This is a genomic window from Aquimarina gracilis (assembly GCF_035285365.1).
GTDB lineage: Bacteria > Bacteroidota > Bacteroidia > Flavobacteriales > Flavobacteriaceae > Aquimarina > Aquimarina gracilis.
The window spans coordinates 214,089-235,632 of the sequence record NZ_JAYKLX010000008.1; the positions used below are offsets into that span (position 1 = coordinate 214,089).

General features: G+C 35.6%; 15 protein-coding genes. 12 read left to right on the forward strand and 3 right to left on the reverse strand.

Going from position 1 to position 21,544, the window contains the following annotated elements; translation table 11 throughout:
* Positions 1 to 27 precede the first annotated feature (27 nt).
* From crtD to U6A24_RS17640, 3 genes are read left to right on the forward strand one after another with little or no spacing between them, the layout of a single operon-like run.
* Positions 28 to 1,518, forward strand: a complete 1,491-nt coding sequence (gene crtD, locus U6A24_RS17630; protein WP_324181321.1) for a 1-hydroxycarotenoid 3,4-desaturase CrtD — start codon at positions 28 to 30, stop codon at positions 1,516 to 1,518.
* Positions 1,515 to 2,141 carry a carotenoid biosynthesis protein gene (locus U6A24_RS17635; protein ID WP_324181322.1) on the forward strand — a complete coding sequence of 209 codons (627 nt, stop codon included), beginning with the start codon at positions 1,515 to 1,517 and terminating at the stop codon, positions 2,139 to 2,141. The genes crtD and U6A24_RS17635 overlap by 4 nt, the downstream gene beginning before the upstream one ends.
* A complete protein-coding gene (locus U6A24_RS17640) occupies positions 2,142 to 3,281 on the forward strand; it encodes a lycopene cyclase family protein (RefSeq protein ID WP_324181323.1) in 1,140 nt (379 codons plus the stop codon).
* 35 nt (positions 3,282 to 3,316) lie between these two features.
* On the opposite strand, the gene U6A24_RS17645 is transcribed toward U6A24_RS17640, so the two are convergent.
* A complete protein-coding gene (locus U6A24_RS17645; protein WP_324181324.1) occupies positions 3,317 to 4,051 on the reverse strand; it encodes a TerB family tellurite resistance protein in 735 nt (244 codons plus the stop codon).
* 212 nt (positions 4,052 to 4,263) lie between these two features.
* Between U6A24_RS17645 and U6A24_RS17650 the strand changes: the two genes are divergently transcribed.
* The 4 genes from U6A24_RS17650 (at position 4,264) to U6A24_RS17665 (ending at position 7,302) form a co-directional block, all read left to right on the forward strand.
* Positions 4,264 to 4,674: a BrxA/BrxB family bacilliredoxin gene (locus U6A24_RS17650; protein WP_324181325.1), complete on the forward strand. Its 411-nt coding sequence runs from the start codon at positions 4,264 to 4,266 to the stop codon at positions 4,672 to 4,674.
* A gap of 190 nt (positions 4,675 to 4,864) precedes the next feature.
* Positions 4,865 to 5,602, forward strand: a complete 738-nt coding sequence (locus U6A24_RS17655) for a lysophospholipid acyltransferase family protein (RefSeq protein ID WP_324181326.1) — start codon at positions 4,865 to 4,867, stop codon at positions 5,600 to 5,602.
* A 13-nt stretch (positions 5,603 to 5,615) separates the two neighbouring features.
* Positions 5,616 to 6,638, forward strand: a complete 1,023-nt coding sequence (locus U6A24_RS17660) for an acyl-ACP desaturase (RefSeq protein ID WP_324181327.1) — start codon at positions 5,616 to 5,618, stop codon at positions 6,636 to 6,638.
* A gap of 10 nt (positions 6,639 to 6,648) precedes the next feature.
* Entirely contained in the window at positions 6,649 to 7,302 is a 654-nt protein-coding gene (locus U6A24_RS17665; RefSeq protein WP_324181328.1) for an HD domain-containing protein, read from the forward strand.
* Here the strand turns inward: U6A24_RS17665 and U6A24_RS17670 are convergent.
* The gene (locus U6A24_RS17670; protein WP_324181329.1) at positions 7,299 to 8,375 is read right to left on the reverse strand and encodes a PA0069 family radical SAM protein; all 1,077 of its coding nucleotides are present in this window, start codon (positions 8,373 to 8,375) and stop codon (positions 7,299 to 7,301) included. The two genes, U6A24_RS17665 and U6A24_RS17670, sit on opposite strands and share 4 nt — an antisense overlap.
* A 150-nt stretch (positions 8,376 to 8,525) precedes the next feature.
* Here U6A24_RS17670 and U6A24_RS17675 point away from each other — a divergent pair, with 150 nt between their 5' ends.
* The 4 genes from U6A24_RS17675 (at position 8,526) to U6A24_RS17690 (ending at position 16,618) form a co-directional block, all read left to right on the forward strand.
* Positions 8,526 to 9,509, forward strand: a complete 984-nt coding sequence (locus U6A24_RS17675; RefSeq protein ID WP_324181330.1) for a toll/interleukin-1 receptor domain-containing protein — start codon at positions 8,526 to 8,528, stop codon at positions 9,507 to 9,509.
* Between the two features lie 2 nt (positions 9,510 to 9,511).
* Positions 9,512 to 10,582, forward strand: coding sequence for an isoaspartyl peptidase/L-asparaginase family protein (locus U6A24_RS17680; protein ID WP_324181331.1), 1,071 nt, complete (start codon positions 9,512 to 9,514; stop codon positions 10,580 to 10,582).
* 99 nt (positions 10,583 to 10,681) lie between these two features.
* Positions 10,682 to 16,207, forward strand: a complete 5,526-nt coding sequence (locus tag U6A24_RS17685; RefSeq protein WP_324181332.1) for an alpha-2-macroglobulin family protein — start codon at positions 10,682 to 10,684, stop codon at positions 16,205 to 16,207.
* Positions 16,208 to 16,312: 105 nt separating this feature from the next.
* Positions 16,313 to 16,618: an antibiotic biosynthesis monooxygenase family protein gene (locus tag U6A24_RS17690; RefSeq protein WP_324181333.1), complete on the forward strand. Its 306-nt coding sequence runs from the start codon at positions 16,313 to 16,315 to the stop codon at positions 16,616 to 16,618.
* Positions 16,619 to 16,652: 34 nt separating this feature from the next.
* Here U6A24_RS17690 and U6A24_RS17695 read toward each other — a convergent pair whose 3' ends face one another.
* On the reverse strand, positions 16,653 to 18,863 hold the full coding sequence (locus U6A24_RS17695; protein WP_324181334.1) for an ATP-binding protein: 2,211 nt from the start codon (positions 18,861 to 18,863) through the stop codon (positions 16,653 to 16,655).
* Between the two features lie 351 nt (positions 18,864 to 19,214).
* Between U6A24_RS17695 and pbpC the strand changes: the two genes are divergently transcribed.
* Complete coding sequence (gene pbpC, locus U6A24_RS17700; protein ID WP_324181414.1) at positions 19,215 to 21,503, forward strand: penicillin-binding protein 1C; 2,289 nt, start codon at positions 19,215 to 19,217, stop codon at positions 21,501 to 21,503.
* Positions 21,504 to 21,544: the final 41 nt, after the last annotated feature.

A 21,544-nucleotide genomic window follows, 5' to 3' on the forward strand; every position in this document is an offset into this window, starting at 1 on the left:
TTTTGATAGGTTCTTTTGAACCATGCTATGAAAAGAAAAAAAGCAATAATAGTTGGGTCCGGTATTGCCGGACTTGCCGCTGCAATTCGATTAAGAAAATTGAATTTTGATGTTCAGGTATATGAAATCAATGATTCTCCTGGTGGAAAGTTGACCGAGATGCATAAAAATGGATATCGTTTTGATTGTGGCCCGTCTTTATTTACCATGCCGCAATTTGTTGAAGAACTTTTCGAACTCTCAGGAAAAGACACTTCAAGATACTTTGAATATATAAAGAAGGAGCAAATCTGTAATTATTTTTATGAAGACGGAACTCGATTTGTGGCTCATGCCGATCAAATAAAATTTGCAAAGACGGCAGCTGAAGTTTTTGAGGATACAGAAGCACAAGTTCTTAAATATCTCCAAAGAAGTAAGGAAAAGTACGACCTTACATCTGCTCTGTTTTTAGAGAAATCACTTCACAAGTTATCTACATATTTTAGTAATGATACCATAAAAGCGATTTCCAAGATAGGTACTTTGGATATCGACAAATCTTTGGATCAAGTTAATCGAAAAAGATTTCACGATCCAAGATTGATACAGCTATTTAATCGATATGCTACCTACAATGGGTCATCACCATACCTTACTCCTGGGATCATGTCTATGATTCCTCACCTCGAGCAGCATTATGGTACTTTTTTTCCAAAAGGAGGAATGTATAGTATTACTAAAGGATTATTCGAATTGGCGACAGATTTGGGAGTTGTTTTTTATTTCAACACCAGGGTAGACGAAATTATTGTCGAAAAAAATAAGGTTACAGGTGTTGTAATAAATAAAGAAATTATTGAAGCAGATATTATAGTTTCAAATATGGATATCGTTCCTACCTATCAAAAGTTGTTGCCGCATCAAAAAGCCCCACATAAAATTATACAACAACCGCGATCAAGCTCGGCTCTAATTTTTTATTGGGGAATACGCAAAACTTTTCAAGAACTTGACTTGCATAACATCTTCTTTTCAGAAAATTATAAAAAAGAATTTGAATGCTTATTTGATAAAAAAGAAGTCCATAGTGATCCCACAGTGTACATTAATATCACTTCAAAAAACGAGACTAAAGATGCCCCAAAAGGGTGCGAAAATTGGTTTGTAATGATCAATGTGCCAAACAATCAGGGACAGAATTGGGATGAAATTATCGAGTCTTCCCGAAAGAATATTGTAAAAAAATTATCAAGAATACTCAAAGTAACTATAGAAGATTTGATAGAGACTGAAGAGATTCTTGATCCCAGAAAAATAGAGAGTAATACACAATCGTATCAGGGTTCATTGTATGGATCTTCCAGCAATAATAAATATGCTGCATTTTTGAGACATCCTAACTTTTCAAGGAAAATAAAGAATTTATATTTCTGTGGAGGAAGTGTACACCCTGGAGGTGGAATCCCACTGTGCTTACTGTCTGGAAAAATAGTATCAGAACTCGTTCAAAAAGATTTTAAAACCCAAATTGTATGAATCCCGATAGAAAACTTGTGATTTCAATCTTTGTTATATGGTTGTTTACTATTTCTGGAATACTGGGAATTCTTTCAACATATCGGGACTGGTTTTTGTCATTTACCTGGCTCAATTTGTCAGTCTATCTATGGCTTATCTTATGGAACAATAATCGGCATCGCAGCGTAATGTTAGCCTTGCTTATCCCATTTGGGATTGGAATGATAACCGAATATCTGGGCGTCAATTATGGATTAATTTTTGGGGAATATAAATATGGAGCGAATCTAGGTTATAAATTGTTTGGAGTGCCTTTGATGATAGGAGTAAACTGGGCTATTTTGACATATTGTACTGCGGCAATGGCACGAGCAATTAATAATAATATTGTGATTTCATCAATTTTGGGAGCCGTTGGAATGGTTTTTTTGGATGTAATTATGGAAGTTTCGGCCCCCAGATTTGATTTTTGGGAATTTGAAAATGGAGTAGTTCCTTTAAAAAATTACTTTGGTTGGTTTTGTACGGCGTTGGTGGGACATCTTTTACTTCAAAAAAGCATAAAAGTATTTCGTTTTAGAATTTCACTACATATTTTTATTGCTATATTGGTCTTCTTTTCTGTATTTTTAATCTTCTGAATGCAAAAATATGACTACATAATTACGGGTATGGGTGCATCGGGGCTCATGCTTACGTATCATCTGATTTTGGACCCATTTTTTAATAAAAAACAGATATTGCTGATCGATAAAGAAGATAAAAATCAAAACGATCGTACTTGGTGCTTTTGGGAAATTGAAGATGGAATTTGGGATGCTATTCTAGCCAAAAAATGGGAGCATATTTATTTTGGAAGCGATGCCTTTTCTGAAAAAATAAAAATTAATCCGTATCAATATAAAATGATACGCAGTAAAGATTTTTATAGCTTTTTATTGAAAGAAATCGAAAAGAAAACCAATATTACAATTGCCAAAGAAAGTGTAATTTCTATTAAGGATGAAGGAGATATTGTTGCTGTAGAAACAGATCAAAGAATCCATTTGGGCGATAAGGTGTTTAATAGTGCACTTCTTTCTTCAGCATATAGAGAACAAAACCAATTCCCGGTTTTAAACCAGCATTTTTTGGGATGGTTTATAAAAACTGAAACTCCAAGTTTTGATCCGGAAATGGCTACTTTCATGGATTTTACGGTACCACAAAGAGGAAATACTCGGTTTATGTATGTGTTACCGCTGTCTGAAACAGAGGCATTGGTAGAATATACCTTGTTCTCTGCAGATCTTCTTGAAGAGAAAGAATACGAAGATGAAATTGAAAAATACCTAAACGAAAAAGGAATTGATCACTATCAAATAATAGAAAAGGAAAAAGGATGTATCCCAATGACGTGTTATGAATTTAGAAAACAGAATACAAAAAATGTTATTCATATAGGAACAGCCGGCGGGTGGACCAAACCAAGTACGGGATATACGTTTAGCATTACTTCAAAAAACACCAAACGACTCACCAGATATCTAAAACACAAGACTGACTTGTCCAAATTTGGTAAAAAAACCAAGTTTTGGTACTATGATTTACTATTTATAGACCTGTTATACAAAGAAAATGAGAAAGGGTCCTTTTTGTTTTCGCAATTATTTAGAAAGAATGATAGCAAGAAAATTTTAAAATTCCTGGATGAGGAGACTTCACTTCTCGAGGATATCAAAATTACTACAAGCTTACCTAATAAACCATTCTTAAAGGCGCTCTGGAAAAGAATTTTTTAGTCGATCGATTATAAAAAAAGATAATTTACTATCAACTATCCAATTCCTCTTTCTTTTTTGATTTGATCATAAGCTTTTTGTACCTCTCTGAATTTTTCTTCGGCACCTTTCTTATAGACCTCATCCATATGTTGTAATTTATCCGGATGATATTTTTTGGCCATGGTCCTAAATGCTTTTTTTACTTCGGTGTCAGTTGCAGTTTTTTCAATTTCCAGGATTTTATAAGCGTGATCACCTGTTTTGAAGAACATAGCTTTTATACTCTCAAAATCTCGAAGTTGAATTCGTAAAAATTGTGCAATTTGTTGTATTTGGTTTGCTTCGGCGGTACTCACACTACCATCGGCATTGGCAATCCCAAACAAAAAGTGCAGAATTTGTAATCTAGAGGGATATCGCGTATGCTGGTTGATGTACATACAAATACGTTGAGCAGATACATCTCTGTTTTTAATAATTTCGTTAAACGTTCTAAAGGTTGCATTGGCGCGCTCTTTTCCGTAGGCGCTAACAAAATAGCGTCGAACATAATCCAATTCAGTTTGATTGATTCTTCCGTCGGCCTTTATAACAATAGAAGATAGGGACAGTAGATTTAATTCAAAATCGGCTGGAGTAACTTTTTCTTCTTGAGAGAATACGGTTTTAAAACCTCCACTGGTTTTTACGGTTGTAGAATCAAGGAGACTTCCAAGTATAAAGCCCAGAATTGCTCCGGGAAATCTAAAAAATATATATCCTAGTATGGCGACAAACCATTTTATCATTCAAAGTAATTTTTGGGTTGTAAAGATAAGCGAAAATAATGGGGCATTGTTTTCCTTTTATCTTAATTAGACAGCAAATCGACAGGTTTGTTACGCATCAAAATCATAATGTTAACTAAATATTCCACTTGCGACTACTTGTCAGTATGCATGATGTGGTACATAATTTGTACATTTGCATAAAAATTTTAAACAAAAAAATTGTAAGAAATATGTATCCAGCAGATTTAGTAAAACCAATGCGCGAAGATCTAACCAATATTGGTTTTGAAGAGTTACATACTGTAGAAGCGGTAGATGTAGCAATGTCAAAAGAAGGAACTACCCTGGTAGTGGTAAATTCTGTGTGTGGTTGTGCTGCGGCCAATGCCCGCCCAGGAGCAAAAGCATCTTTAAACAATAGTAAAAAACCAGATAATCTTGTTACTGTATTTGCAGGTGTAGATAGAGAAGCAACAGATAAGGCAAGAGGATATATGATCCCTTTTCCTCCGTCATCACCATCTATGGCACTATTTAAGAATGGAGAATTGGTGCATATGTTAGAGCGTCATCATATCGAAGGAAGACCTGCAGAAATGATTGCAGAAAACCTTATGGATGCGTATAACGAGCATTGCTAAAAAGTTTATTTACGATATAAGAATTAAAGCTTAAAACCGTTCCAGATCTGGAACGGTTTTTTGTTTTTTTAGATGCCATAAATTAGTCTGTTAAACTGTTGGTCAACTAAAAATAATATTAGACCTTGCACTGTCCTTTTTAGTAGAGGTAAGGACTGTTTTTTAGGTATTCACACAAAATAAAATGAAATTGATTAAGAAGATACTGTCTTATCCATTAAGCATATTGTTTTATCTGTTTTTTGGGCTTACATTGGTGGTTTTTCACCCAATTCAATGGGGAGCTCTTCGGTTAATGGGCCCCCGCGCTCACAGAAGATCTGTAAATGCCATGAATTTATGCCTTTTAGGGTGTCTTTTGATACTTGGAGTACGAATAAGCTATCGAAACAAACAAAACTTACCCAAAAACAAAGAAAAGATAATTGTATCAAACCATCAAAGCATGTTTGATATCCCCATGATCATTTGGTTTATGCGGGCACATAAAACAAAATTTATTTCAAAAATCGAATTGGGCAAGGGGATACCTAGTATTTCTTTCAATTTAAAAAATGGAGGAAATGCTTTGATTGATAGAAAAAACCCAAAGCAATCTATTCCCGAACTTACAAGATTCGGAAAATTTATCGCAGAAAATAAGTTTGCCGCAGTTATTTTTCCTGAGGGAACACGAAGTAGAAACGGAGTTCCTAAAAAGTTTGCAGCGACAGGATTAAAAATCTTATTTAAAAAAGCGCCGGAAGCGTTAGTAGTACCAGTTACCATAAATAACAGTTGGAAATTGGTTCAATTTGGAAGTTTTCCAATGGGAGTGGGCATACATTTGACACTTGATGTTCACGAACCTTTACCCATAAATTCTACAGATATTGAATCGTTCATAGAAACGATAGAACAAAAAGTAACATCAGCAGTAAAAACGTAACACACTTATCATAATGGCTTTAGATAATATTAGATTAGAAGTAATGCAGTTATTGGAAAAGAAGATTGATTCTTTTATTGATAAATTTTTGATTCCGATAGACAAAGTATGGCAGCCTACAGATTTTCTGCCAGACTCGCAAAATGAAGATACTTTTTTTGAAGAAGTAAAAGAACTTAGAGAACTGGCAAAAGAGTTGCCCTATGATTTTTGGGTAGTTTTGGTTGGTGATACCATTACCGAAGAAGCCCTGCCAACCTATGAATCATGGTTGATGGATGTAGTTGGAATAAGCCAACAAGAAAAAGGAAGTGGTCCCTATGAAAATGGGATCGATAATGGATGGGCCCGTTGGGTAAGGTATTGGACGGGTGAAGAAAATCGTCATGGCGATACTCTAAATAAATATCTATACTTATCAGGGCGGGTAAACATGATCGAAGTAGAAAGAACCACGCAACATTTGATCAGTGATGGTTTTGATATTGGTACAGATCAAGATCCGTATAAGAATTTTGTATATACAAGTTTCCAAGAATTGGCTACAAATATTTCGCATAGCCGAGTGGCAAAATTGGCCAAACAATATTCTAATAAATCATTGGCCAAAATGTGCAAAATTATTGCAGGTGACGAGATGCGTCACTTTAATGCATATAGTGAATTTGTAAAAAACATTTTTGAAGTAGACCCTAGCCAGATGATGCTCGCATTTAGTGATATGATGAAACACAAAATTGTAATGCCTGCGCATTTTCTTAGAGAAACAGGAGAGGCTATCGGAAGTGCATTTGATGAATTTTCGAATTCAGCACAACGATTAGGAGTATATACTGCACAAGATTATGTCGATATTATGAAACGCCTGATCGATAAATGGGAGATTGACAAATTAGCCGATCTAACTGATGAGGCAGAAAAAGCAAGAGATTTTGTGATGAAATTACCGGCCAGAATGCAAAGGATAAGTGAACGACTAGTAGTACCCGAGGAAATTTTTGAATTCAAATGGGTACAACCTGCCTTGATTAAGTAGTTTTTATAATATGGTTGAAGAGCAAATTATAAAGAAAACCATAGATTTTGTAAAAGAAACGTTGGCAGATGCAGAGGGTGGGCATGATTGGTTTCATATCCAAAGGGTGTTTAAAACTTCTCAAACCATTGCCAAAGCTGAAAACGTTAACATTTTAATTGTTTCTCTTGGCGCTTTATTGCACGATATTGCCGACTCCAAATTTCATAACGGAGATGAAACCATAGGCCCAAGAATTGCAGCAGATTTTTTAAGCAATATTGGAGTAAATCAAGAGATTATTGCGCATGTTGTTTTGATTATAGAAAATATCTCTTTTAAAGGAGGTAATGAAACTCAGAAATTTACTTCGCCAGAACTGGATGTTGTTCAAGATGCCGATCGACTAGATGCAATTGGTGCCGTGGGAATTGCAAGGTGTTTTAATTATGGGGGTTTCAAAAATAGAGCGTTGTATGACCCAGAAATTAAACCCAATATGAACATGAGTAAAGAAGAATACAAAAAATCTACTGCTCCAACCATTAATCACTTTTACGAAAAATTATTGTTGCTTAAAGACCGAATGAATACCAAAACAGGGAAGAAGTTAGCACAACAACGACACGTTTTTATGGAGCAGTTTCTGGATCAGTTTTATAAGGAGTGGGAAGGAGAGTTCTAGTTAAATAACTTTAACTGCCCATCCTTGTATTGTTCATGCAGATCACAGTTTAACGTTAGTTTTTCTGTTTTCGGAAAATACTTCTTTCGGGCCAGATCAAAAAGTTGGTGAATTTGATCTGCTATTTTGCCAGATCCGGTCATACGTCTTCCAAACTCGCTGTCATTTAAGTTTCCTTCATGACATTGCCTAATTTGGTGAAGAATCTTGTCTTTTCGCTCTGGTAAGGCGTTTTCGAGCCAAGTAGTGAAGATTTTTCCAATGGCCCCATTAAGACGCACTATAGTATAGCCAACACTTTTGGCTCCCCGTTTTGAAACTTCTTTTGTTAAAGAAAGTATTTCATGACTATTTATCGAAGGTATAATGGGGGCCATCATCACATTGGTTGGGATTCCTGCAGCATTCAATTTTTCTAAAGTTTCTAACCTTTTTTTTATGCTCGCCGTTCTAGGTTCAAGAATTCTTCTGGTTTCTTCTTTGAGAGATGTTATAGACAAAAAAACGGCCACTAGATTGTCTTTAGCCAAATCGGAAAGAATATCCATATCCCTTTGTATCAATGCATTTTTTGTAATAATTCCTACAGGATGTTTATATTTCAAGAAGATCTCAAGGAGATTACGCGTGATCTTGAGTTTTTTCTCGATAGGTTGGTAACAATCGGTATTTCCTGAAAGCGATATGGGGTATGCTTGCCAATGTTTACTTTTCAATTTTTTTTCAAGCAGATAGGGGGCATTCTTCTTTATCAAAATTTTACTTTCGAAATCTAACCCGGCTCCATACCCCCAATATTCATGTGAATTTCTGGCGTAGCAATATACACAGCCATGTTCGCAACCTTGATAAGGGTTAAGGGAATATGCCATTCCAACATCTGGACTCGTCACTTTGTTTACAATAGTTTTGGGAAATGTTTCAATAAATGTGGTTTGATGCTTGTTAATGGATTCTCCTTGTTGCATGCAATAGTTCAAGAAGTCATCCCTTATTTCATAGGTGTTTTCAGAAAATCGGTTGTGTATTTTTTCCTGTGCACCTCTTCCTTTAATGTGGTTTTTCGGTCTCATGAGTATGGTTTTTTTACGGTTTAAAAGTAAAACTTTTGTTGGAATATTTCCTAATAAAAATGGAATATTTCCAAATAAACGAAGTAATTTTGTAATAGAAGTTTTTCAAAAGAGAAACAAGTCGGTTTTAGGTTAAAAAAAAAGTCAGTGATGAAGAATAATAGCTATGAGTATGATGTTGCGCTCTCCTTTGCTGGAGAGGATCGGGCTTATGTAGAAGAAGTTGCAAATAGCCTGAATAGAAAAGGAATCAAAGTATTCTATGATTTGTTTGAAGAAGCAAATTTATGGGGTAAAAATTTGTATGAATATTTGTCTGAGATCTATCAAAACAAAGCCAGATATACAATACTATTTATCTCTAATTTTTACAATAAGAAGTTATGGACCAATCATGAGAGAGTTTCGATGCAAGCTCGAGCGTTTCAAGAAAGTCGGGAGTACATATTACCCGTTAGGTTTGATGATACAGAAATCCCGGGGATTCTTAAAACGGTAGGGTATATCGATCTTCAACAAAAAACACCTGAAGAATTAGCCATGTTGATCGAAAAAAAGTTAAAAAAAGATCAAACGTTTTTTAGAAGGCGATGGTCGAAACTCTCTACTATGATAAATGCGAAACCTTTTATTTTTTCTATTAAAATAATAGATCAAAAGGCGCAATTAGTGAAAAATGCTCATGTAGTTTTGGTGGCAAACAATTCTACATATATCGAGGGGCGATCCGATGAAAAAGGACTTGCGCATTTTATAATTCGAACCCGTAAGATGTATACCGTACTAATTGCCCATCCAGAATATCCGGCCGTACTATTTAAGAACATTAATCCAAAAGAAGATATCGAAGTAACTATCGAAAAAACCATAGGTTTTGGTTCTGTCGTAATCAATAAATCTGGTCAAGTGCCGGGTATTGTGGGTAAGATAGAACCTATACGCAAGACCGATAAAGGCTTTGCCTTATATGCCGACAATATAGCGATCGATGGTGGAGCAAATCAACCTTGTGATTTCGAGTTAAATAAATCTTTATCCTTAGAAGATAACGGTGGAAATATCATACATTTAACCTTCAGATTCTTTCAAGGAAGAATTGCATTGGCCGATTATTGTAAACACAAATCAATCTAAATATGAAAAGGATATTCATCTTTTTGGGCTTTGTGTTGTTTTTTGCATGCAAGGAACAACCAAAAGAAACTGCAGAAACTACGGTTTCGGATACAGTAACAGAACAAATCAAAAAACCTTCAAATACCTTTGGTATTGTGATCCATGGTGGAGCAGGTACCATTTTAAAAGAAAATATGACTGCGCAAAAAGAGGCAGAGTATCGCGCCAAGCTTGAAGAAGCTATTAAAGTGGGGCATACTATTCTTAACAACGGAGGAACAAGTCTTGAAGCGGTAGAAAAAACAATCAATGTACTCGAAGATTCACCATTGTTTAATGCAGGAAAAGGGGCGGTATTTACCAATGAAGGGATTAATGAGTTGGATGCATCCATAATGGATGGAAGTAATCTTAATGCTGGAGCAGTAGCAGGAGTGAAAACTGTAAAAAACCCAATCAATTTGGCTAGAGAAGTTATGCTTAACTCACCCCATGTAATGTTATCTGGAAAAGGAGCAGCACAATTTGCAGCCGAAAGAGGATTGGAAATTGTGGATCCTAAGTATTTCTATACCGAAAATCGTATGAAAGCCCTAGAAAAGGTAAAAAAGAAACCAGATCATCCCGATGCAAAAAGCGCTACCTCATTTTATGATCCTGTGATTAAAAATTCTAAATACGGAACCGTGGGATGTGCAGCATTAGATAAACACGGTAATATCGCCGCAGGAACTTCAACCGGAGGAATGACAAATAAGAAATGGAACAGGATTGGAGACTCGCCTATCATAGGATCGGGTACATATGCCAATAATGCTACTTGTGGGGTATCGAGTACAGGTTGGGGAGAGTATTTTATTAGAGCTCAAGTGGCTCATGATATTTCTGCAATGATGGAATATAAAGGAGTATCTCTTCAAGAAGCAGCCAAAGAAGTTATACAAAATAAGCTAACTAAACTTGGTGGAACCGGAGGAATCATAGCAATTGATCACCAAGGAAATGTTGCTATGGAATTTAATACTGCAGGGATGTATCGCGCCACTATGAATGCCAATGGGGATTTAACAATTGGAATTTATAAGGAATAACAGTCGAATTTTTATTCAAAATAATAAGTGCCCTCCCTTAGGAGGGTTTTTTTGTAAAATACCTTACATTTATAAGGTCAACTAAATCCTTTCTATTCTATGCGATTCTCAAAATTTTTCTGCGCGTTACTTTTGGTAACACTAGTTTTCTCATGCAAGAAAAAAGATGCACAGGCTATAGCCGAGGCTAACGCTTCAGAGCTTAATAAGTATCAGGACTATATTTCTGATGTGTCTACTGGCGTGATTTCGGTATTGGATAATGTATACGTTGTTTTACAAACTCCGGTAGAAGGCTGGGATGATAATCAGGAACTATCAAAAAAAATATTAAAAGTTTCGCCGGGTATAAAAGGAAAGGTAATTGCCATCAACAATCGAACTATTTCTTTTCAACCCGAAGAAAAGTTTGATCAGGATACCCAATATACATTTACACTGGACCTTGAAGATTTGGTCAAAAATTTACAGGATGATCTTGATGAGGAATTTGTATTTAGTGTCAAAACCTTAAAACAACAATTTTCAGTACTTACCGATAATCTTCAGTCTTATAATAAAGAATGGCAATATATAGATGGTACATTAACAGCTGCAGACCAATTAGAGTTGGAGACGGCAAAGAAACTGATTACTGCTTCGCAAAAAGGTAAAGAGGTATCGGTAAAGTTTGGAGAATCTATTACTAAAAGTCGACAATTTAGCTTCAGAATTGATAGTATTCAACGTTTCGATGATGATTCTGAAATACAAATTAAATGGTCCGGGAAAGCTTTCGATATAGATACTGAGGGAGAAGGGACATTGCCTATTCCCGGTAAGAATAACTTCTCTGTAATCAGTATTTCTGTTGCCAATGTAGACAATCAATATGTAGAGATTAATTTTTCAGATCCCCTTAAAAAAGAACAAGATTTCAAAGGCTTGGTTAGTATTGGGAAAGCAAACAATTTGAAATATTTAGTAAGTGGAAATGTTCTCAAAGTATATCCAAAAAAAGAATTAAAAGGAACTTTGGAGGTGAAAGTTTTTGAAGGTATTCAGAGTGAGGATAATTATCGATTAAAGAATACATATTCTGAAAACATCTCGTTTCAACAACCAAAACCTGAAGTTCGACTACTACAAAGTGGCGTAATTCTTCCTGCTTCAGATAATTTGAAGTTTAATTTTGAAGCCATCAACCTTAGAGCAGTTGAAGTCAAGGTGATAAAGATATTTGAAGATAATGTCCTTCAGTTTCTTCAAAATAATAATCTGGATGGTTACGGAAATTTAAGAAGCGTAGCACGACCTGTGGCCAAAAAACTAATTAATCTACAAGAGAATGCTTCCTTAAATTTAAGCAAGTGGAATGCCTTTGCAGTAGATCTTGCACCATTAATTTCACCAGATCAAGGAGCAATTTATAGAGTAGAACTTAATTACCGAAAAGCATATTCACTATACAAATGTGATGGTCAAAAAGCCGATGATACTTCGATTACCGAGCTGACCGAAAATTATGATGAAGAAGAAGAATCAAGTTTTTGGGATTCTTCGCAATATTATTACGAAGATTATTACGGTTATAACTGGCAAGAACGAGACAATCCTTGTAATAATTCATATTACAGAGATCGCAAAGTTGGAGCAAACATTTTAGCTTCTAATCTCGGGGTTATAGTGAAAAAAGGACTTAACCATTCATACAAGATCACCGTAAATGACATCGTTACTACAAGCCCGGTGTCCAATGTAAAAGTTACTTTTTATAACTACCAGCAACAAGAAATGGGTGTAGCAACCACAGATGCCGAAGGTATTACTGGTTTTGATGCCGATCGCCCAGCTTATTTCGCTATTGCCAGATCAGGAAAACAACAAACCTATGTAAAACTAAGTGACGGTAATGCTCTATCGGTAAGTAAATTTGACGTTTCTGGGGTTAGATTGCAAAAAGGAATTAAAGGATTTATCTATGGCGAACGAGGAGTTTGGAGACCTGGTGATACTTTGTTTTTGTCTTTTATGCTCAATGATAATGCCAATAAATTGCCATCTGGACATCCGGTTAAGTTTGAACTTAAGGACCCCTACGGAAAGGTAACACACCAGGAAACCAGAACTAATGGAGTTAATAATTTTTATAAGTTCGAAGTTAAGACTACAGATGATGCCCCTACCGGAAATTGGCAAGCCAAAGTAAATGTTGGGGGAGCCAGTTTCACGAAATCATTAAAAATTGAAACCATAAAACCTAATCGTCTTAAAATCAAAACAACCTTTGATGATAAGGTCTTAGGAGTCAATAAAAACATAACGGGAAATCTTGAAGCCCTTTGGTTACATGGTGCAGTTGCCAAGAATTTAAAAGCAGACATTAATGTTCGTTTCACGCCTGCAAAAACCAATTTCGAAAACTTTCCTGGCTATAATTTTGATGATCCAACACGACGTTTTGGAACCGAAGAACAGGAAATTTTTAAAGGAAAAATTTCTGGAGAAGGGAAAGCGTCTTTTAGCGTAAAACCAAAACTAAAAAATAAAGCAGCAGGGATGTTAAAAGCATCTTTTATTACCAAAGTATACGAAAATGGAGGTGATTTTAGCACAGATGTAATATCCAAACAATACTCGCCATATAATACTTACATTGGACTTAATGTTCCAAAAGGGGATAAAGCCAGGGGAATGCTGTTAACAGATACCAATCACAATTTTGAAGTGATTGCCGTAGACGAAAAAGGAAAACCAAAAGCTGTCAAAAACCTTGAGGTCTATATTTACAAAGTAAGCTGGAGATGGTGGTGGGATGCCTCAGAAGATAACTTGTCGACTTACAATCGTGGATCTTATCGCAAAGAGATATTCAATACCAAAGTAAATACAAATAGTAATGGTAAAGGTAATTTTACCTTTCAATTAAAATACCCCGAATGGGGAAGATATTTGGTTAGAGTAGTTGATCCCAATGGCGGGCATGCAACAGGTAAAACAATGTATATCGATTGGCCGGGATGGGCAGGAAAATCTAGAAAGAATGATCCATCGGCAGCAACAATGTTAATTTTTTCTACCGATAAGAAAACATATAATGTTGGAGAAAAGGCAATTGTTACGTTTCCTTCTAGTGAAGGTGGAAGGGCTTTGGTAACGGTAGAAAATGGAACCGAAGTGCTATCGTCACAGTGGGTAACACCGCAAAAAGATGAAACCAAATTCGAGTTACCCATCGAGGGTATGTATACACCAAATGTGTATATTCATATTACCTTATTACAACCGCATGCCTCTACGGCAAATGATTTACCTATTCGTTTATATGGAGTAGTTCCAATTTCGGTTGAGGATCCAAATACCAGGGTACAACCAAAACTTACGATGCCAGATGTACTGCGACCGGAAGAAACAATTACTGTAAAAGTTGGAGAAACCAAAGGAAAACCAATGACCTATTCTATCGCAATTGTAGATGAGGGATTATTGGATCTTACGCGATTTAAAACACCAAACCCCTGGAATACATTTTACGCTCGAGAAGCATTAGGGGTAAAAACATGGGATATCTATGATGACGTAATTGGTGCTTATGGAGGAAGCATTAATCAGATTTTTAGTATTGGTGGTGACGCAGAAGCTGGTGGAAGCAAATCCAAAAAAGCAAATCGCTTTAAACCAATGGTGGTGTATCAAGGTCCATTCGAATTAAAGAAGGGAGAAACAAGATCACACCAAATCAAAATCCCAAAATATGTTGGATCGGTGCGTACCATGATTGTGGCCTCAGATGCTACAAATGCCGCCTATGGTAGTACAGATAAAACCACACCTGTTAGAAAACCACTGATGGTATTGACTTCAATTCCTCGGAAAATAACACCTGGCGAAAAAGTAACCATCCCAGTAACGGTTTTTGCAATGGAAAACAAGGTAAAGAATGTAAATGTAACGCTTAAACCAAATAAAGGGTTTACAGTTTTGGGTGAAACCCAAAAGAGCCTTTCGTTCTCGCAACCCGACGAAAAAATGACATATTTTGATATTGAAGTTCTCGAAGGAGCTTCAATTACAGATATCGAAGTTGTTGCCAGTGGTGGCGGAGAAAAAGCCTCCTACAAAGTTCCGATAGATATTGTTAATCCTAATCCTGTTACAACCGAATTAACTTCTATAATTTTGGAGCCCAATAGTGGGCAAGAATTGGATTTTGCTGCTTTTGGCATCGACGGGAGTAATAGTGCTACGATAGAAATGTCGTCACTACCACCAATGAATTTTGAAAGTAGATTAAAGTATCTTATCAGATTTCCACACGGTTGTGTAGAGCAAACTACTTCTGCAGCGTTTCCGCAATTATATTTGTCAGACATCTTCGATTTATCATCAGAACAGCAAAATAAAATTCAAAAAAATGTTGAAGCTGCAATTTATAAATTGAAACGTTATATCCAACCTACGGGCGGATTGTCCTATTGGCCAGGATACAGTAACCCTAATGATTGGGGTACCACATATGCCGGTCACTTTTTGCTCGAAGCCAACAAAAAAGGATATGTTTTACCTATAGGATTTAAAAGTAACTGGATCAATTATCAACAACAACAGGCCAAACGCTGGAGGAGCGGAGGTAATCACCTGGCACAGGCTTATCGTTTATATACTTTGGCCCTGGCAGAAAGCCCCGATATGGCTTCTATGAACCGCCTACGAGAAACTTCAGACCTTTCTAACAATGCCAAACTTCGACTTGCCGAGGCTTATGCGCTAATAGGTCAGAAAAATGCAGCCAAAAAATTATTGAACTCGGCCAAAATTAATTTTAGGGAGCTGCATAACTATTATTATACCTATGGTTCTGCAAACCGGAATCGAGCTATGGCATTAGAGACATTGGTAATGCTTGACCAAAAGGTCAAAGCGCAACAGGTGGCAGTAGATCTGGCCGCGGCGTTGTCGTCAAAAAAGTGGATGAGTACACAAACTACGTCGTATGCCTTGATGGCTATGGCAAAGTATGCGTTATATGTAGGAGGTAAGGGAGTAGCTATTAACTACACATTGAATGGTAAATTAGCAAGTACGAGTACCAATAAAACACTTGCCACTTCAGGAGAGTTGGTAATTCAGAAAAACAACAAACTCGTTCTCAAGAACAATAAGGATAATACAATTTTTGTACAATTAGCGACAAGTGGTATTCTTCCTGTAGGACAAGAAAAGGTGATACAAAGTAAGTTCAGGGCTATTATAGATTATAAAGATAGAGAGGGTAAGATTATTAATCCAGCAAAGCTTATGCAAGGAACCGATTTTGTAGCCGAAGTGACAATTACCAATACTACAGATATCAAGATTAGGGATATAGCCCTTAGCGAAATCTTCCCATCAGGATGGGAAGTGGTTAATACTCGATTTACAGATTTTGGGTCATTTAAGGCCAATAAAGTCACACATACCGATATTAGGGATGACCGAGTAAATTTCTATTTTGACCTGAAGGCAAATGAAAGTAAAACCATGACTATTCTGTTGAATGCTTCTTATTTGGGTAGATATTATTTACCGGGCATACAATGTGAGGCGATGTATGACAATACGTATTTGGTGCGTACACAAGGAAAATGGGTCGAGGTGGTTAAATAGTAGTTAGTTTTTAGTAGTTAGTAGTTTGTATAGAGTGAATAGTTATTGGATTCCCTCCTTGAGGAGAGTTAGAGAGGTGTTTTTATTAAAAATTAGTTTTTTACAATGATCCTAGAAAAGGTAACCTTAAACATAAAACCAGGTGATTCACAAGCTTTTGAAAAAGCATTTAAAGAAGCCCAAAAGATAATAGCATCCATGTCAGGATATATACGCCATGATGTGCTTAAGTGTATCGAGGAAGAAAATAAATATTTGCTTCTTGTCGCGTGGGAAACTCTTGAGGATCATGAAATTGGATTTAGAAAATCTAATGAATATCAAGAATGGACAGAGCTATTGCATCACTTTTATGATCCCTTCCCAACAGTTCAACATTATAAATCGGTTTTGGAGGCTAGTTTTTATTAAGGTCTAAACCAATTTTCTTTAATGCTTTTGGGGTTTAGGAGATTTTCTTTGTAAGGTTAAGACGTATAGCTTTTCTAAGATCTACTTTATTAAGAGGTTTGTTAATTAAGTCATTCATACCTGCATTTCTACAATCTTCCTCTACTTCACTTAATTCTGAAGCAGTAAGAGCAATTATTGGTATTTCGGTATCAAATTTTCTGATTTCCAAAGTAGCTTGCATACCATCTAAAATGGGCATATTGATATCCATTAAGATAAGATCAAACTTTTCTTTCTTTGCCATATCAATGGCTTCAGATCCATTTTCGGCGATGACACAATCGCAACCTATTTTGTTTAATAATTTTTTGGTAACCAATTGATTTATTTTGTTGTCTTCCGCCAGAAGAATCTTTGAATTTAGTGCGCTTATTAATTCTGATTGCGATGGGTCGCTATGAATTGTATTAATCTGGTCACAAATTTTCAAGTCCAGGTCAAAATAAAACCGAGAACCTACATTTTTACTACTTTCAAATTGAATGTTGCTATCCATTGTCTGTAGTAAAGTTTTTACAATCGACAATCCTAATCCTGTTCCTTGTTTGTTATCGTATACGCTTCCAACCTGAGAAAACTCTTCAAATATGTGTTCTTTTTGGTCATCGGGAATTCCAATACCGGTATCTTCGACTTCAAATCGTACACGTGCATTTTTGGCATCCAGGGATCGCAATTTAACACGTAACCAGATTTTGCCATTTTCTGTAAATTTTATAGCGTTTCCTATTAAATTAATTAAAACTTCAGATATACGTAAATGATCAATTCGTACCAATTTGGGGATATTGTCATTATATTCTAAAATAAGTTCATTTTTCTTTTGCGATGATTGAAATTCAAAAGTCTGAAGTATATTTTTTGATAAGGAAGATAAACTTACAGGACTTTTAATAAGATCGGTTTTTTCAGAATCTATTTTACTTATTTTTAAAACTTTATTGACTAAATTAAGTAGATAGTCGGCAGAAAATTTCAAAGAGCTAAAGAGTTCTTGGTCACTTTTCGACTTTGTTTTCTTTTCAAGTAATAACGAAGAAATTCCTATAACACCATATAGAGGAGTCCTAAGCTCGTGGCTTATTGTAGAAATAAACTGAGATTTAATCTTGCTTAATTTTTCAGCTTTTATTTTGGCTTCTTGTAATTCAAGGTTTTTAGATTCGAGAATTTCGCTAGACTTTTTCTTAGACAAATACCCGCGGTAATAAAAGAAAACCATTCCCATTAGTAGCATTAAGCTTGCCAAAGAAAAATAGATGATTACCCTATTGTTTTTTTGGATGTCTTGTAGTAATACTTTTTCTCTTTCAGAAACTTCTAACCTGCGTTCATATTCATCGACCTTAAATTGTGTTTTTGCAATTTCCTGATTTTTTAATCTTGCATTTTCAAATACTTTTTGATCATTTTCTCGAAGACTTTTTAAATCTGCAATAGCTTTGGAGTGCTCTCCAATATCTTGATACATTTTTGATCTGTATTGATAAAAATAGCTTTTTCCTTGTAGCCAATACTTTTCTTCGTTTTCGAGTATGTTAAGCGTTTTGTCAAAATTTTCTTCGGCTTTTATGATATCACCTTTATAGGCAAAATTTCTAGCTCTCAAAAGATATAAAGAGCTTTTGCCAAGTTGTATGCTGTCTGGAATAATATAGTCCAAACTATCTGCTTCCTTAAGGTACGGTGCTGCCTCGTTGTACCTATTAAGATCCATGTAGGTCCAAATAAGGTTATGCAAAGCAATTTGATAATTATTGGCAGGGTTTATTCTTTTTCCAAGTTCTACACCTTTTTTATAGTAAATTAAGGCAGTTTCATAATCATCATTGTCATCATAATAAATATTTGCAAGACTCTGTAAAATATAAGGTAGTAGTTTCTTTGATTTAGTTTTTTGACTGTATTCTAATGCTTTTAATAAGTGTGTTTTGGCATTTTCGTAATCAATGATTTCGTATTGAATGGTTCCCATCATGAAATAGGCATGGGATAGATAGTGATCATGATCTAATTCTTGCGCAAGTGCGACTGCTTTAAAAGCATATTCTAAAGCCTGATACATATCATTCTCCATTCTCAGTTCTTGAGAGGTCTTTATTAACACATCCAAAGTATCAACCTTCTCAAAATCTAATTCGTTTTGGGAAATGCAAAGTAAAGGTGCAAACAACACCCAAATAAAGATTGTAAATTTTTTCAACACTCAACAGTTTTTAATGAAAACAAAACAATTTTATCTTGTGTTATACTTAATATCACAAGACTAAAGCTGTAATAGTGTTTACATTTAGAGCCCCCACTTTTTCATCATAATTGAAGAAAAAAAGCTGTTAATTGTTTTTAAGAGTCATATAATTTAAGAAAATTTTTAGAATTTGTTATAAAGACATGTAGGAAAATTCGGGTTTTCCGTAATATTGAATACCTCTTTTTAAAGGTGTGCATTACATTTTAATGTAAATTGGTTTTCTCTAATTAATACTAAGTTTTGCTTCAAAAAATTAAAAACTACATAAAAAAAAGACCAAAGTGTTTTATAGTAATCGCCGTTTTGTTGATATGGTATTTTTTTTCTTTACCCGGCAATTTGTTTAATGACCCTACTGCAACGGTTATCGAAACCAATAAGGGAGAATTGATCGGGGCAAAGATCGCTATTGACGGCCAATGGCGGTTCCCTGAAATCGATAGTGTCCCCAGTAAATTTGGTAAGTGTATTGTAGCTTTCGAGGATCAGCAATTTTATCGGCATCCGGGTTTTAACCCTGTTGCCATGGCTCAGGCTCTAACAGAGAATATTAAAGCTGGAAAAATAGTAAGAGGAGGTAGTACAATTACGCAACAAATAATTAGATTATCAAGAAAAGGGAAAAAAAGAACATATTTTGAGAAGCTTAAAGAACTCATTTTGGCAACTAGGTTAGAATTGAGGAGATCAAAAGAAGAGATTTTAAAGTTATATGCTTCTCATGCCCCTTTTGGGGGGAACGTTGTAGGTATTGATATGGCTGCATGGAGATACTTTGGTCTTCCGGCATATCAACTTTCTTGGGCAGAGAGCGCTACATTGGCAGTATTGCCAAACGCACCTTCGCTTATTTATCCGGGTAAAAATCAAAAGGTATTACTAAGAAAAAGAAACCAGCTTTTACAAACACTTTTAAATGCAAAAGTAATCGACTCATTAACCTATCAACTTTCATTGCAAGAGACCTTACCTCAAAAACCATATTTATTACCGAAAATAGCTCCTCATTTGGTGGATAGATTGTCAAAAAAATACAATGGACAACGAATACAAACCACGGTAAATTCAACCCTGCAAAAGCAGGTTAACCAGATAGTAAAGCAACACCATGAAAATCTTAAACAGAACGAAGTCTATAATATGGCCGTTCTTGTCATAGATGTTGAAACAAGAAAGGTGTTAAGCTATGTAGGTAACACACCTACCGATAAAAATCATCAAAAGGATGTAGATATAATAATGGCAAATCGAAGTACTGGTAGTACTTTGAAACCTCTGTTATATGCAACAATGATGGATAAAGGAGAGTTATTACCAGAACAATTAGTGTCAGACGTACCAACTGTTATAGCAGGATACAATCCTAAAAATTTTGACGAAAGTTATAGTGGGGCTGTACCAGCAAATCGAGCATTGGCTAGGTCACTCAATGTTCCTGCAGTAAGATTATTACAAGAGTATGGTTTGCAACGCTTCAGGGATGAGTTGAATAGTTTTAAGATGAAAGGTCTTAAATATAGTGCCGATCATTATGGTTTGTCATTGATCGTTGGGGGAGCAGAGAGTAATCTGTGGGATCTTTGTAAGACTTATGCCGGTTTTTCGGGAACACTTAACCATTATCAAGAAACATCTAGCGAATATTTTACCAATGAATTTGTAGAACCTATTTTAATAGATAGTGAAAAGGCAGATTTTGGGAAAAGAACTACTCGAAAACAAATGTACGGAGCGGGAAGTATTTGGTTAACTTTTGAAGCGATGAAAAAAGTAAATCGCCCAGAGGGCGATGAAGCGTGGCAATTTTACGACTCATCTCGAGAGATTGCCTGGAAAACCGGAACCAGCTTTGGTAACCGAGATGCCTGGGCTATTGGGGTAAGTCAAAAGCATGTTGTAGGAGTATGGATCGGAAATGCAGATGGAGAAGGGCGCCCAGAACTTACTGGGCTCAATGCTGCGGCACCGGTATTATTTGATGTATTTAACCTTTTGCCTAATACACCATGGTTTCCAATGCCCTATGATAATTTGGCAAAAGTAGAGGTTTGTAAAAAAAGTGGTTTTTTGAGTAGTGCCAATTGTATCGGAAAGAAAATGTATGTTCCGCTTTTAGGTGTTAGGACCAAATCTTGCCCATTTCATCAATTAATACATCTTGATAAAACCAAACAATATCGTGTAAACTCTTCTTGTGAAGCCATAGCTAATATCCATCATGTGCCTTGGTTTGTGCTTCCGCCTTTACAAGAGTATTTCTTCAAAACCAATAATGCGGCTTATAAAGCTTTACCACCCTATAGATCGGATTGCCATAAAGAGATTGAAGAAAAAATGGATTTTATCTTCCCAAAATCCAGTAGTATAGTGTATTTGCCAAAAGGGTTCGATGGTAAAACCAATGAAGTAGTTCTCAAGATAGCTCACAAAAACCCAGAAACAAGATTATTTTGGTATATCGATAGTAGATTTATAGGTACTACAAAACAATTTCATGAAATGCCTGTATTGCCGAAGCCAGGTCGTCATCTTATAACTGTTTTAGATGAAAAGGGTAACGAAGCCAAACGAATTATTGAAGTGAAAAATTAACATTTTCAGTGTAGAAAAAAGTTAAATGTTCAATATTTTTA

What these genes read in the sequence shown, in the direction of transcription:
- crtD (WP_324181321.1), top strand. Translation starts at nt 28, where the DNA reads ATGAAAAGAAAAAAAGCAATAATAGTTGGGTCCGGTATTGCCGGACTT.
- U6A24_RS17665 (WP_324181328.1), top strand. Translation starts at nt 6,649, where the DNA reads ATGGTTGAAGAGCAAATTATAAAGAAAACCATAGATTTTGTAAAAGAA.
- U6A24_RS17650 (WP_324181325.1), top strand. Translation starts at nt 4,264, where the DNA reads ATGTATCCAGCAGATTTAGTAAAACCAATGCGCGAAGATCTAACCAAT.
- U6A24_RS17635 (WP_324181322.1), top strand. Translation starts at nt 1,515, where the DNA reads ATGAATCCCGATAGAAAACTTGTGATTTCAATCTTTGTTATATGGTTG.
- U6A24_RS17660 (WP_324181327.1), top strand. Translation starts at nt 5,616, where the DNA reads ATGGCTTTAGATAATATTAGATTAGAAGTAATGCAGTTATTGGAAAAG.
- U6A24_RS17690 (WP_324181333.1), top strand. Translation starts at nt 16,313, where the DNA reads ATGATCCTAGAAAAGGTAACCTTAAACATAAAACCAGGTGATTCACAA.
- U6A24_RS17645 (WP_324181324.1), bottom strand. Translation starts at nt 4,051, where the DNA reads ATGATAAAATGGTTTGTCGCCATACTAGGATATATATTTTTTAGATTT.
- U6A24_RS17680 (WP_324181331.1), top strand. Translation starts at nt 9,512, where the DNA reads ATGAAAAGGATATTCATCTTTTTGGGCTTTGTGTTGTTTTTTGCATGC.
- U6A24_RS17675 (WP_324181330.1), top strand. Translation starts at nt 8,526, where the DNA reads ATGAAGAATAATAGCTATGAGTATGATGTTGCGCTCTCCTTTGCTGGA.
- U6A24_RS17640 (WP_324181323.1), top strand. Translation starts at nt 2,142, where the DNA reads ATGCAAAAATATGACTACATAATTACGGGTATGGGTGCATCGGGGCTC.
- U6A24_RS17685 (WP_324181332.1), top strand. Translation starts at nt 10,682, where the DNA reads ATGCGATTCTCAAAATTTTTCTGCGCGTTACTTTTGGTAACACTAGTT.
- U6A24_RS17670 (WP_324181329.1), bottom strand. Translation starts at nt 8,375, where the DNA reads ATGAGACCGAAAAACCACATTAAAGGAAGAGGTGCACAGGAAAAAATA.